The organism is Chitinibacter sp. ZOR0017, from assembly GCF_000799095.1.
Classification (GTDB): domain Bacteria; phylum Pseudomonadota; class Gammaproteobacteria; order Burkholderiales; family Chitinibacteraceae; genus Chitinibacter; species Chitinibacter tainanensis.
Genome location: NZ_JTLG01000002.1, coordinates 1 through 12,107, shown reverse-complemented (window position 1 = coordinate 12,107; position 12,107 = coordinate 1). Strand labels below are relative to the sequence as shown.

The 12,107-nt window shown below is 56.1% G+C and carries 12 protein-coding genes and 3 tRNA genes; 9 read left to right on the top strand and 6 right to left on the bottom strand.

All coding sequences use genetic code 11. The features are described 5' to 3' along the window. Positions 1-73: 73 nt before the first annotated feature. The 3 genes from folE2 (at position 74) to L991_RS00200 (ending at position 1,897) form a co-directional block, all read left to right on the top strand. Positions 74-862: a GTP cyclohydrolase FolE2 gene (folE2, locus tag L991_RS00210; RefSeq protein WP_028449574.1), complete on the top strand. Its 789-nt coding sequence runs from the start codon at positions 74-76 to the stop codon at positions 860-862. A gap of 206 nt (positions 863-1,068) precedes the next feature. Then, the gene (locus L991_RS17550) at positions 1,069-1,329 is read left to right on the top strand and encodes a hypothetical protein (protein WP_052190442.1); all 261 of its coding nucleotides are present in this window, start codon (positions 1,069-1,071) and stop codon (positions 1,327-1,329) included. Between the two features lies 1 nt (position 1,330). Next, a complete protein-coding gene (locus L991_RS00200) occupies positions 1,331-1,897 on the top strand; it encodes a GNAT family N-acetyltransferase (protein WP_047390834.1) in 567 nt (188 codons plus the stop codon). Between the two features lie 63 nt (positions 1,898-1,960). Here L991_RS00200 and L991_RS00195 read toward each other — a convergent pair whose 3' ends face one another. The 3 genes from L991_RS00195 to rluD form a co-directional block, all read right to left on the bottom strand. After that, positions 1,961-2,893 (bottom strand): ZIP family metal transporter, encoded by a 933-nt coding sequence (locus tag L991_RS00195; RefSeq protein ID WP_047390831.1) that lies wholly within the window; start codon positions 2,891-2,893, stop codon positions 1,961-1,963. Positions 2,894-3,102: 209 nt separating this feature from the next. After that, on the bottom strand, positions 3,103-3,840 hold the full coding sequence (pgeF, locus tag L991_RS00190) for a peptidoglycan editing factor PgeF (protein ID WP_047390829.1): 738 nt from the start codon (positions 3,838-3,840) through the stop codon (positions 3,103-3,105). Further along, on the bottom strand, positions 3,833-4,888 hold the full coding sequence (rluD, locus tag L991_RS00185; RefSeq protein WP_047390826.1) for a 23S rRNA pseudouridine(1911/1915/1917) synthase RluD: 1,056 nt from the start codon (positions 4,886-4,888) through the stop codon (positions 3,833-3,835). The genes pgeF and rluD overlap by 8 nt, the downstream gene beginning before the upstream one ends. On the opposite strand from rluD, the gene L991_RS00180 reads away from it, so the two are divergent. The 4 genes from L991_RS00180 to L991_RS00165 all read left to right on the top strand — a co-directional run bounded on the left by L991_RS00180 (position 4,887) and on the right by L991_RS00165 (position 6,093). Then, a complete protein-coding gene (locus L991_RS00180; protein WP_081986337.1) occupies positions 4,887-5,687 on the top strand; it encodes an outer membrane protein assembly factor BamD in 801 nt (266 codons plus the stop codon). The genes rluD and L991_RS00180 overlap by 2 nt on opposite strands. Positions 5,688-5,781: 94 nt before the next feature. Further along, positions 5,782-5,857: transfer RNA gene (locus L991_RS00175), tRNA-Ala, on the top strand. A 49-nt stretch (positions 5,858-5,906) separates the two neighbouring features. Then, positions 5,907-5,982 (top strand) — tRNA-Glu (locus L991_RS00170). Positions 5,983-6,018: 36 nt separating this feature from the next. Then, positions 6,019-6,093: transfer RNA gene (locus L991_RS00165), tRNA-Glu, on the top strand. 66 nt (positions 6,094-6,159) lie between these two features. Here L991_RS00165 and L991_RS00160 read toward each other — a convergent pair. Continuing rightward, positions 6,160-6,342 carry a hypothetical protein gene (locus L991_RS00160; RefSeq protein WP_028449568.1) on the bottom strand — a complete coding sequence of 61 codons (183 nt, stop codon included), beginning with the start codon at positions 6,340-6,342 and terminating at the stop codon, positions 6,160-6,162. Positions 6,343-6,747: 405 nt separating this feature from the next. Here L991_RS00160 and L991_RS00155 point away from each other — a divergent pair, with 405 nt between their 5' ends. Together L991_RS00155 and L991_RS00150 are read left to right on the top strand one after the other, a co-directional pair. After that, on the top strand, positions 6,748-7,818 hold the full coding sequence (locus L991_RS00155; RefSeq protein ID WP_052190441.1) for a YjgN family protein: 1,071 nt from the start codon (positions 6,748-6,750) through the stop codon (positions 7,816-7,818). After that, positions 7,818-8,807, top strand: a complete 990-nt coding sequence (locus L991_RS00150) for a M48 family metallopeptidase (RefSeq protein ID WP_047390822.1) — start codon at positions 7,818-7,820, stop codon at positions 8,805-8,807. Before L991_RS00155 ends, L991_RS00150 begins: the two co-directional genes overlap by 1 nt. Before the next feature lie 112 nt (positions 8,808-8,919). Here L991_RS00150 and lpdA read toward each other — a convergent pair whose 3' ends face one another. Then, complete coding sequence (gene lpdA / locus L991_RS00145) at positions 8,920-10,707, bottom strand: dihydrolipoyl dehydrogenase (RefSeq protein WP_047390818.1); 1,788 nt, start codon at positions 10,705-10,707, stop codon at positions 8,920-8,922. Between the two features lie 90 nt (positions 10,708-10,797). Beyond that, positions 10,798-12,105 carry a dihydrolipoyllysine-residue acetyltransferase gene (gene aceF, locus L991_RS00140; RefSeq protein WP_081986334.1) on the bottom strand — a complete coding sequence of 436 codons (1,308 nt, stop codon included), beginning with the start codon at positions 12,103-12,105 and terminating at the stop codon, positions 10,798-10,800. Positions 12,106-12,107: the final 2 nt, after the last annotated feature.

Here is a 12,107-nt window from a genome sequence, read left to right as displayed (position 1 = left end):
CAATACCCGAGTGGTTTAATCGGGTATTGGCCTCTGATATAATTTCACCCTGAATACACATTGAGAGATCCTCATGAGCGCAACGATTGCCGACGTGCAAAGCAGCCCCGATGTGCGCAACATCGCCATCAATAAAGTGGGCGTGAAATCGATCCGTCACCCGATCAAGGTCGCAGACCGGGCCGATGGCGTCCAGCACACGGTGGCCACCTTTGATATGTATGTGTATTTGCCGCAGCATTTCAAAGGCACCCACATGTCGCGCTTTCTGGAAATCCTCAATAGCCGCGAAAAAGAAATCTCGGTGGAGGCGCTGGAAGACATGGTGCGCGAGATGTGCGACAAGTTAGAGGCCGATTCAGGCTATCTGGAAATGCGTTTCCCGTTCTTCATCAACAAAACCGCGCCGGTGTCTGGCGTGCAAAGCCTGATGGATTATGAAGTCGCCCTGATTGGTGAGCTGAACAATGGCGTCTTTACCCAGCGCCTGAAAGTGCTGGTGCCGGTAACCAGCCTGTGCCCATGTTCGAAAAAAATCTCGGCCTATGGCGCGCACAATCAGCGCTCGCATGTCACTGTGGATGCGGTGCTGGGCGAGCATATCTGGATCGAAGAGATCGTAACCCTGGTTGAGCAGCAAGCCTCGTGCGAGCTATTTAGCTTGCTCAAACGCACCGATGAAAAATACGTGACCGAGCGCGCGTATGATAATCCGAAGTTTGTGGAAGACATGGTGCGCGACGTGGCCGCCAGCCTGAATGCCGAGCCGCGGATTGTGGCCTACGTGCTGGAGGCGGAAAACTTTGAGTCGATTCACAATCATTCGGCGTATGCCCTGATCGAACACGACAAACGCCGCTAAACTCACTGGGCTGCTGCGCCTTTGCATTTGGGTTCAGCCGGTGCTCGACATCCTCATGGACGTCATGTCCATTCCCGTGTCTGCGCTCCGTGTGAATCCCCAACTGCGCTGGTTCGCTAGCCTATTGAGCTTAGCTTGGTATTCATTGTGAAGTATCATCAACATCTTCAAAGGCTCCTTAGGAGCCTTTTGTTTTGGGGTAAGCGATGTATATCGTTTTGATTGGGTATTTGTTTGTTGTGATTATGATGTCGCTCGGGGCGGGGAGTATTACCGTCGGGCTCTTTTATTTCATATTCTTGGCGGTATTACCTACCTGGGGTATTTTGGCTTTGCGGCGTAGTGTGCAGCGAGGCAAAGCGGCCCGCGCGGCTGACCTAGCCGCGCGTGAGGCCGCGCGCCAAGCTGCGCTTGAGGGCAGCGCCGCCAGCGACAATCCCCCAAGCGACAAATCCGCAGGGGCTTGAGGTGAGCCAGCCCGTGGTGACGCTCACGACCGAGCGGCTGATTTTGCGCGATTGGCGCGCTAGCGATTTGCCCGCCTTTGCGGCGATGAGTGCCGATCCAGACGTGATGCGTTATTTTCCAGCATTGCTCAGTCCTAGCGAAAGTGAAGCGTATATCTCATTATTTCGCGAACGTTTGCAAGAACATGGCTGGGGCTTTTGGGCGCTGGAGTTGCGCAATAGCGGTGAATTTATCGGCATGGCCGGCCTGAATATCCCGCGCGTCGCCTTGCCATTTATGCCCTGCGTGGAAATCGGCTGGCGACTGGCAAAGCCGTACTGGGGGCAAGGGCTGGCATGTGAGGCCGCGACCGCTGCGCTGGATTTTGGCTTTACGCAATTGAATCTGGATGAAATCGTGTCGTTTACCGCGCTGCGTAATCTGCGCTCGCAAGCCTTGATGCAGCGCCTTGGTATGCAGCTCGATGCGGTGGGCGAGTTCGACCATCCGGTCTTGGCTGCCGATCATCCACTGCGGCGGCATTGTTTGTATCGCTTGCAGAAAGAACAATTTACCAGGGGTATATAAACAAAGGCCAATCAATGATTGGCCTTTATGCTGATACCTGCCGATGTATCCGGCGACGCGCGCTTAGTGCGGCATAAAATGATGTACCAGCGCAATCGGCATCGCCCCGGCTACCATCAGCAGTACCTGGTGCAGGGTGTCTTTGATGTGCGGACGTTTGTGCAAGGTCGGGATTAAATCGGCAATCGCCACATAAATCAGGCTAGCCGCACCGAGCGCCAGCAAATAGGGCTGGGCGGTTTCCACCATGCTGAGCGAGAAATACGCCAGCAAACCACCAGCCAGCGCCGCCAGCGATGAGAGCAAATTAAACAGCAGCGCCTTAGCCTTGCTATAGCCCGAATGCAGCAGCACGATAAAATCGCCGACTTCTTGCGGGATTTCGTGGGCAATAATCGCCACGGCGGTGGCAATGCCGACCGAGGTATCGGCCATAAACGCCGCCGCGATCACCGCACCATCCAAGAAATTATGCAGCGTATCGCCGACCATAATCATCATGCCGGCGCGACCATGCTCGTTGCCATGGCTGTGCCCGTGGCCGTGCGAATGACCGTGATGCTCGCTATGCGGATGTTCGTGCGCGCTTCCCGCTAATTCTTCACACGACTCGTGATGGCAATGCCGCCAGATCACCAGCTTTTCCATGATGAAAAAGATAAAAATCCCGAGCAAAATCGTGACCGAAATTGCTTCCGGGTTGGCGTGCGGCGCGTGTTCAACCGCTGCTTGTACGGTTTGGGAGGCCGCATGCTGCACGTCAGTCAACAATGACAGCTCGCTCGCGCCATGCGCGTGACCCTCATGCCCGCCATGCGCCCCGAAGGCGTGCGGCAAAATCTCTAGAAATACCGCGGCCAGCAAAGCGCCCACGGCGAAAGAAACCAGTTTGGGAATCCAGTGTGGCTTGGCTAAATACGCCATCGCCGCGGCGGCCAATACGCTGAGCACGCTGCCCAGCAGGCTCATGGTAATGATCCAGCTTAATGTCGACATCGGTAAAAAATCCTGCAGATGCAACACTGTATCATAAAAAGCTTGGGCTCGGCATGAGAAAGGTTCTCATCTACTGCGCGGCGTTGGGCCGAACAAGTATTTGCTAACGCTTGCCCAGGCGGCACTCCTGTCGCGGAGGGGGGCGAAAAAATACCAGCCATGCAAAAGGGGCGCTTAGAACGCCCCGGTATTTTTATCTTAGCCGGGTTTTATTCCAGCCAGATCAAACTCGCCAAGCGCCCTGTTTGCCCATCGCGGCGATAACTAAAATAAGTCTCGCTTTGTGTCACCGTGCATTGATCACCACCATAAATGGCAGTGATACCCAGGGCATGTAAGCGCTGGCGCGCCAATAGATAGATATCCGCCAGCCATTTACCCCCACCTTGTGTCACAAAAGCTTGCTCGGCTTGTGCATCGATGGCCATAAAAGCCGCGCGCACTTCGTCGCCGACTTCAAAGGCATTGGGACCGATGGCGGGACCGAGCCAGACGAGGATCTCGCTGGCGGGGCAATCCATCTTGGCGACGGTTGCTTCAATCACGCCATTGCACAAGCCGCGCCAACCCGCGTGCGCCGCGGCGACCACGGTGCCGGCACGGTCGCAAAACAGCAGTGGTAGGCAATCGGCAGTCATCACCACGCTCACCACGCCCGGCGTGCGGCTGTAGCTGGCATCCGCATCTACCGGCTGCGTAACAGCGGTCGCATCGGCTACCGCTACCCCGTGTACCTGATTGAGCCAGCGTGGCTGGCTGCCGCAGGCGGCGGCCACAATGGCGCGATTGGCCGCAACCTGCTGCGGATCATCACCTACGTGCTGGCCTAAATTCAGGCTGGCATAGGGCGGCAGGCTGTGGCCGCCCAGCCGCGTGGTTTGCAGGGCGCGTACGCGAGCCGGGGCTGGCCAGTTGGGGGTGTAGAAGGCAGGCGTGGGATTATTCACGGGTGTAGATCACTTCGCAGTCGTGGTCGTCGTCTTCGTCATCATCATCTTCGTCGGCATCATTAGCCATGGCCAATTCGGCGCGCAAAGTGCCGATCAGCTGTTCCAGATCGAATGGCGTCGGTGCTTTCCATTCCATGTTTTTGCCGGTCACCGGATGCACGAGCGAGAGTTTGCGCGCATGCAGGGCTTGCCGATTGAGCTCTTCCAGCGCCAGCCGCACTTCGGGCGAGATATCCAGCCGCGGCGGGGTGCCATAAACCGGGTCGGCCGCTAGGGCGTGTTTCAGGTGCGCCATATGCACGCGAATCTGGTGCGTGCGGCCGGTTTCCAGCCGGCATTCAATCAGGGTGTAGCCGGCGAATTTTTCCAGCACCAGATAATGGGTGATCGATTCTTTGCCGCTGTGAATGACGGCCATTTTGGTGCGATCTTTCGGGTGGCGGCCAATGGGCTCATCCACAGTGCCATCGCGGCGAATTTCGCCACTGGCCACCGCCAGATAGTGGCGTTTTACCGTGCGCTCTTGCAGTTGCTTCACCAGATGGTTTTGCGCTTGCAGCGTGCGCGCCACCACCATCAAGCCGCTGGTGTCCTTATCCAGCCGGTGCACAATGCCAGCGCGTGGAATGCTGCGCACTTCGGGGTAGTGAAACAGCAGGGCATTTAATAGTGTGCCTTCCCAGTTGCCGTTGCCAGGGTGCACCACCAAGCCGGCTGGCTTGTTGATGATCAGCAGTGCGGCATCTTCGTACAGCACTTCCAGTGGCAGATCTTCGGCCACATACGCCACTTCATTGGGGTCGGGCTGAATGGTTACGGTGAGCGTTTCACCGCCCCAGAGCTTGGTTTTGGTGGTGGCGGGGGCGCCATCGAGCAAAACCTGTCCGTCTTTAATCCAGCCGGCCATGCGTGAGCGGGAGAAATCAGGCAAAATCTTCGCCAGCGCCGCGTCGAGCCGGGTGCCAGCCAGGTCGGCGGGCACAGTCAGCACACGGGTGTCTGCGAAGTCGTTATAATCGTCGAGTTCAATATCGGATTGCATCATGAATAAGATTCTACCTCGAATCCTCGTTTCTGCCTTGCTGATCGGTTTAGTGGCAGGTTGTGCCAGCACCGGCAGCACCAACGATGAAACGAAAAACTGGTCGGCGGATAAGCTGTTCAATGAAGCTAAATCCGAGCAGGCCAGCCGCAATTTCACTAAATCGAATCAATTATTCGAGCGGCTGGAAGCGCGTTTCCCATATGGAAAATATGCCCAGCAAGCCCAGCTGGAAACCGCCTACAACTATTACAAAGATCAGGAGCCCGCGCTGGCGCTGGCGGCGATTGATCGCTTTATGAAGCAAAACCCAACGCATCCAAGCCTGGATTACGCGATGTACCTGAAAGGGCTGGTGACGTTTAATGAGTCGCAAGGCTTCTTATCGGTGCTGTCTAAGCAAGATATGTCCGAGCGCGACCCTAAAGCGGCCAAAGAGTCATTCAATGCTTTCCGTGAATTGGTCACACGCTTTCCTGAAAGTAAATATGCCCGCGATGCCCAGCTGCGGATGGGGTATCTGATCGGTGCGCTGGCTAATTACGAATTGCACGTTGGCCGTTACTATTTCAAGCGCGGCGCGTATCTTGCTGCGGCCAATCGCGGCAAGGCGCTGATTGATAACTACAGCAATACCAAGCAAGTGGAAGGCGCGCTGGGGTTGATGTATCAGGCCTACGATAAGCTGGGTATGACCGATTATCGTGATGATGCTAAACGCGTGTTGCTGAAAAATTTCCCGAATAGCAAAGCGCATGAGCAGGAAGTGGCGAGCGACGCTTACTGGTGGGCGCCAATTTAAGTCGCTGAATCAAGCTTTTGTGCAATTAGGTCAAAAATATTGCAGCAAAAGCTTGACGCGACTGAGATGCGTAACTATTATGTGCATCTCTTTTGGGGGTATAGCTCAGTTGGGAGAGCGCTTGCATGGCATGCAAGAGGTCAGCGGTTCGATCCCGCTTACCTCCACCAAAGAATACAAAGTGAGTGTGTGACAGCCTGACGAAGTTAGTTGTACGCAGTCCCCATCGTCTAGAGGCCTAGGACACCGCCCTTTCACGGCGATAACCGGGGTTCGAATCCCCGTGGGGACGCCAGTTTAGGCGGCCAGCACACATTGACTTACCAGTTAAGTCCCCATAGTTTAGCGGTTAGAACACTGCCCTTTCACGGCGGCGGCCGGGGTTCGATTCCCCGTGGGGACGCCACAATAAAAAAGACACCTGCGGGTGTCTTTTTTCATTTCTGCGCTGATTTTCTCTTCTGCTACAGTCTCAGGCGCTTGGTTCGCGCTGATGCTTATCAAATTCGATGCGGGCGTGGGCCAAACAGGCGTAGAAATCGATCTGCAATTGCTGGCAGAGTGATAAACACTGCTCCAGCTCATGCGTGATTTCGTGGCTCAAACGCTGATGCGTGAGCTGTTTGGTGCTGTTGCTGTTGTCGCTACTTGCCATGATGCCTACCTCTTGCGGGTTCGACGCGCACTACAGAGCATAAAACGTGCCATCGACGGATTACTGCCAACCGTTTTCCCAATTTATTGCACTGCACGATTTCTTGCTGCTGCCGTCGGTCATTTCGGCTTAGGTTATTTCATACAGGGTATGGGTATATCTATGTGCCTATTTATTCTATTGATTTTTATGGCTATACCTGCTGATTGCTAAATGTGCTGCGCCGCTGTGTTGCTGCGGCTTTGCAACATGCTGGCTAGCTGGGTGGTGCAGATGATGGCGCGCGCAGGCAAGCTTTGCCGCCCAGCTTTGCGCCGCCGGCAAAGCAACATGGCTGTCATCCAGCTTGTGTAGTGTCTTACGTGAAAATAATATGATGGTTTTTGCGTGATTAAGGGGTAGGGGATGGATGAGCAGATGCAGAGCAATCGCTGGGCGATCCAGTTTCATGGGCAAGGTGGCGAGTATTTCCGGATCTGGATTGTGAATCTGTTACTCAGCGTCCTCACCCTGGGCATATATTCGGCCTGGGCCAAAGTGCGGCGTTTGAAGTACTTTTATGGCAATACCGAGCTGGCTGGCTCACGCTTTGATTACACCGCGCAGCCGGTGAAGATTTTGATTGGTCGCCTGATTGCCTTTGCCTTCTTTGCCTTGTACGCCGTTGGCTCGAATCTGCATCCGCTACTGGGCGGGCTGTTTGGGCTGTTATTCCTGCTGGTGTTGCCATGGATGATCGTGCGCAGTATCCGGTTTAATCTGCGCCAGACCCGTTATCGCAATGTGCCTTTTGATTTTCATGGCACGGTGTGGGGCGCGGTCAAAAATTACCTGCTGCTACCGCTGTTGCTGATTCCTTCCCTAGGGCTGGCCTTGCCTTATGTGCAGCATCAGCAGTTCCGTTTTGTGGTGGATCATGCCAGCTTTGGCGATCAGCGCTTTAGCCAGCTGGGTTCGGCGGTGGGGGGCTACTATCGCGCGGCCTTGGCCGGCTTGGGCGTGATGCTGGTGGTGGGGCTGGGTTTTGCTTTCACTGTCGGCGCAACGATTTTTGGCGCTGGCGTGAATTTGAGCGAGCTGAATAAAAGCAATCCGGCGCTGCTGATCGCCGCTATTTTGCCGTTGGTGATTGGCTATATCGTGATGCTGGTGGGCTTTAGTGTGGTCGCAGCAGCGGTGCGTTTGGCGCAGGCCAATTTTGGCTGGCGGCAAACCGCACTGGGGGCGGTGAGCTTTGATAGTCAGGCCAGCCCCTGGGCATATGGCCGCATGATGGCGTGGCGCTTGCCTTTGGTGGTGCTCACGTTCGGCCTTGCCTTGCCATGGTTAAAAGTGGCGCAAAGTCGCATGCGCCTGAATAGCATGGGCCTGCACGCACCGGAAGGGCTCAATCAATTTAATGCCGTGGTGCAAAACGCCGGCTCGGCGGTGGGCGCCGAAGCCACTGATCTTTTTGATGTGGATTTAGCGATCTAATGCTGAGCGCCAGCTATCTGGATGGGCATAGCAGCCACCTGTTTACGGTGCAATTAAGCCGCGTGGACGGACAATTGCTGATCCATGGCGAGGGGTGGGAGCGGCAAGTACCATTGGCGGCCTGCGCCCTAGAGCCCATCTTGGGCAATCTGCCAGCTCGGGTAAACCTGCCTGATGGGGCGGTGCTGGAGTGCCCGGCGGCACAGGCCTTGGCCGAATTACTCGGCCAAGGTCAGCAGCCACTGGCGCAACTGGAGGCGCGTTGGCGCTACAGCGTACTGGCGGTGCTGGGGATTGTGCTGGCAGCGGTGCTGCTTTATTGGCAAGGTATGCCGCTGGCCGCGCATCTGGCGGCCAAGCTCACCCCAGTGAAGCTCGAATCCATGCTGGGTGAGGCCACCCTGGCTTCGCTACCTAAGCTTGGAATTACATTACAACGTAGTCAGCTGCCGCCGGCACGCCAGCAGGCTTTGCAGCAGCGCTGGCAGGCGCAAACGCAAGCGAGCCATTTTCCGTATCAGCTGCATTTTTATGATTTGCCCAGCGTAGGCGCCAATGCCTTTGCCTTGCCGGGTGGGCAAGTGGTGGTAACGGATCAGCTAGCCACGCTCTTGAGCGACGATGAAATTATCGCGGTCTTGCTGCATGAAATGGGGCATGTTGAGCGCCAACATGGGCTACGGAATGTCTATCAGGCGGCCGGTTTGGGCCTGATTGCAGCGGTGGTGCTGGGGGATGCGCCCAGTGCGGTGAGCAATGTCGCGGCCATGGCTGCGCTGGTGGTGCAGCTGGGTTATACCCGCCAATTCGAACGCGAAGCGGATGAGTTCGCCGCCCAGCGCCTGCGAGCGCAAGGGAAATCGCCAGCTTTGCTGGCCGATGCGCTGGAAAAACTCGTTGGTAGCCAGCCCGCGCATGCTGAAGTGCCGGAGTTACTGGCCACGCACCCGGCAACGGCTGAACGCTTGCGCACATTGCGGCAGCCTTGAGTCTCGGCGTAGGCTGCGATGAGCTAACTGCGGCGGCCTCAATCGTTGCAATTAAGTCAGCCACAAAAAAGCCACGGCATGCCGTGGCTTTTTATTTACGCCATGTCTGCGCTTATTTCTTGCGCTGCGGTGGCAGGTCGGTACATACGCCTTTGGCCACTTCGGCGGCCATACCAATCGACTCGCCCATGGTTGGGTGCGGGTGAATGGTTTTGCCGATGTCCACTGCATCTGCGCCCATTTCAATGCCCAGACACACTTCACCGATCATATCACCAGCGTGCGGGCCCACAATCGCACCGCCGAGGATTTGGCCGTTTTCCGCGTCGAAAATCAGCTTGGTAAAGCCTTCATCGCGACCATTGGCAATCGCACGGCCAGAAGCGGCCCATGGGAATACGCCTTTGGTGATCTTGATGCCTTCTTTCTTCGCTTGATCTTCAGTCAAACCCACCCAAGCCACTTCTGGGTCGGTGTAGGCTACGCCTGGAATCACGCGTGCATCAAAGTACGCTTTGTGATCAGCTGCGTTTTCTGCCGCTACGTGCGCTTCGTGTACGGCTTTGTGCGCCAGCATCGGTTGGCCGACCAAATCGCCAATCGCGAAGATGTGCGGCACGTTGGTTCGCATTTGCTTGTCAACGGCGATAAAGCCACGCTCGTCCACAATCACGCCGGCGTTTTCGGCGCCGATTTTCTTGCCGTTTGGCGAGCGACCGGTTGAGTACAATACCAAGTCGTAGCACTGTGGCTCGCTCGGCACTTTCGGGCCTTCAAACGTCACCCAGATGCCGTCTTCTTTCGGCTCAATGCTGGTGGTTTTCGATTGCAACATGATGTTGTCAAAACGGTGTTTATTCCAGTCTTGCCATACTTTCACGAGGTCGCGATCCGCGCCTTGCATCAGGCCATCCGACAATTCAACCACGTCCAGACGCGCGCCCAGCGTTGAGTACACGGTACCCATTTCCAGACCGATAATCCCGCCGCCGATAATCAGCATGCGTTTTGGTACTGATTTGAGTTCCAGTGCGCCAGTCGAATCAACGATACGTGGATCATTCGGGATGAACGGCAATTTCACCGCTTGCGAACCGGCCGCGATAATTGCTTTGGCAAACTTGATGACTTTTTTCTCACCAGTCAGATCTTTGCCCGTGCCCGAAGTCAGTTGCACTTCGATGTGGTTGGCATCAAGGAAAGTACCGATACCGCGCACGTGCTCAACTTTACGCATTTTGGCCATACCCGCCAAACCGCCAGTGAGCTTGTTGATGACTTTTTCTTTGTAGCCACGCAGACCATCGATATCGACTTCTGGTTTGCCAAATTTGATCCCGTTGGACGCTAAGTGAGCCACCTCATCGATCACCGCCGCATTGTGCAGCAGGGCTTTCGATGGAATACAACCCACGTTCAAACATACGCCGCCCAGTGAGCCATAACGCTCAACGATCACGGTTTTCATGCCCAGGTCAGCCGAGCGGAACGCTGCAGAATAGCCGCCAGGGCCTGCGCCCAAGACCATCATATCCACTTCCATGTCCACCGCGCCAGCGTATTGGCCGGCCACTGGGGCAACTGCAGGCGCAGCGGCTGGTGCTGGTGCCGCCGCCGGAGCGGGGGCCGCCGCGGCAGGGGCTGGCGCAGCGGCGCTCGCGGCCACTTCCACGATGGCGATCACGCTGCCTTCTGACACTTTGTCGCCGACGGCGACTTTCATTTCTTTGATCACGCCGGCGTGAGTGGCGGGCACTTCCATGGTCGCCTTGTCGGTTTCCAGGGTGATCAGGCTTTCTTCAACGGCGATGGTATCGCCGGCTTTCACAAAGACCTCGATGATGGCCACATCGCTATGGCCGCCGATATCGGGTACTTTCAGTTCGATTGTATTGCTCATTTTTTGTCCTGTGAGGTCAAGGGTATGAGGTGGGAGCAATTGTGGGTATTGCTCTGTAGAGCAATACCCCGGCTCTCACGCCTCGCAGAATTAGAGAATCAAGCGGCGAACGTCGCTAAGCAATTTGCCCAGATACACGGTGAAGCGACCCGCTTGCGCGCCGTCGATCACGCGGTGATCGAACGACAGCGACAATGGGCACATCAGCCGTGGTGCAAACTCTTTGCCGTTCCACACTGGTTTGATTTGCGATTTGCATACGCCCAAGATCGCGACTTCAGGCGCATTCACGATTGGGGTGAAGCTGGTGCCGCCGATGCCGCCCAGGCTAGAAATCGTGAACGTAGCACCTTGCATATCGGTTGGTTTGAGTTTGCCTTCGCGTGCTGCGAGCGACAATTCGGTCAACTCTTTGCAAATCTCTTTCAGGCCTTTCTTGTCGGCGTCTTTGATCACCGGTACTACCAAGCCGTTTGGCGTGTCGGCCGCAAAGCCGATGTGGTAGTACTGTTTCAAGACCAGATTGTCGCCATCGAGTGACGAATTCATTTCTGGGAAGGCTTTCAGTGCTTCAGCCGCTGCCTTGATGATGAACGCCAATGGGCTGATCTTCAGGCCTGATTTTTCCCACTCTTTGCCGACTTGCTTGCGGAATTCTTCCAGCTCGGTGATATCGCACTCGTCGTTGAATGTTACGTGCGGGATTACCACCCAGTTGCGGTGCAGATTCGCGCCAGAGATTTTCTTGATGCGTGACAATGGCTTGGTTTCGATCGGGCCAAATTTGGCGAAATCGACTTTCGGCCAAGGCAACAGATCCAGGCCACCGCCCAGTGAGGCAGCTGCTGGTGCAGAACCTGCTGCGAAGGAAGAAGCCACTGCGCTAGTCATCACCGATTTCACGAAGGACTGTACGTCTTCGTGCAAGATGCGGCCTTTCGGGCCTTTACCGGCTACTTTGCTCAAATCCACGCCCAATTCGCGCGCAAATTTGCGCACTGATGGCGAAGCATGCGCTTTGTTGAAGTTAGCTTCGTCAAATTTAGCTGGCGCAGACGCGGCTGCTGCTGGTGCTGCAACCGGAGCTGCTGCGGCTGGAGCCGCTGCAACGGGCGCTGCTACCGGAGCAGGAGTGGCGACTGGAGCCGGCGCTGCCGCTGGCGCAGCAGCTGCCGCGCTAGAGCGCACGGTCAGTACCAAAGCGCCTTGCGCCACTTTATCGCCCACTTTTACGGCGATGCTTTCGACTACGCCGGCCGCCGTTGATGGCACTTCCATACTGGCTTTGTCAGATTCCAGCGTGATCAGACCGTCGTCAATCGCGATGGTGTCGCCTACTTTGACATTGACTTCAATCACTTCAACCGCGTCGAAATTGCCGATATCAGGCACATGCACTT

What these genes read in the sequence shown, in the direction of transcription:
- L991_RS00160 (WP_028449568.1), bottom strand. Translation starts at nt 6,342, where the DNA reads ATGGCAAGTAGCGACAACAGCAACAGCACCAAACAGCTCACGCATCAG.
- L991_RS00150 (WP_047390822.1), top strand. Translation starts at nt 7,818, where the DNA reads ATGCTGAGCGCCAGCTATCTGGATGGGCATAGCAGCCACCTGTTTACG.
- rluD (WP_047390826.1), bottom strand. Translation starts at nt 4,888, where the DNA reads ATGATGCAATCCGATATTGAACTCGACGATTATAACGACTTCGCAGAC.
- L991_RS00195 (WP_047390831.1), bottom strand. Translation starts at nt 2,893, where the DNA reads ATGTCGACATTAAGCTGGATCATTACCATGAGCCTGCTGGGCAGCGTG.
- L991_RS17550 (WP_052190442.1), top strand. Translation starts at nt 1,069, where the DNA reads ATGTATATCGTTTTGATTGGGTATTTGTTTGTTGTGATTATGATGTCG.
- L991_RS00180 (WP_081986337.1), top strand. Translation starts at nt 4,887, where the DNA reads ATGAATAAGATTCTACCTCGAATCCTCGTTTCTGCCTTGCTGATCGGT.
- folE2 (WP_028449574.1), top strand. Translation starts at nt 74, where the DNA reads ATGAGCGCAACGATTGCCGACGTGCAAAGCAGCCCCGATGTGCGCAAC.
- lpdA (WP_047390818.1), bottom strand. Translation starts at nt 10,707, where the DNA reads ATGAGCAATACAATCGAACTGAAAGTACCCGATATCGGCGGCCATAGC.
- L991_RS00155 (WP_052190441.1), top strand. Translation starts at nt 6,748, where the DNA reads ATGGATGAGCAGATGCAGAGCAATCGCTGGGCGATCCAGTTTCATGGG.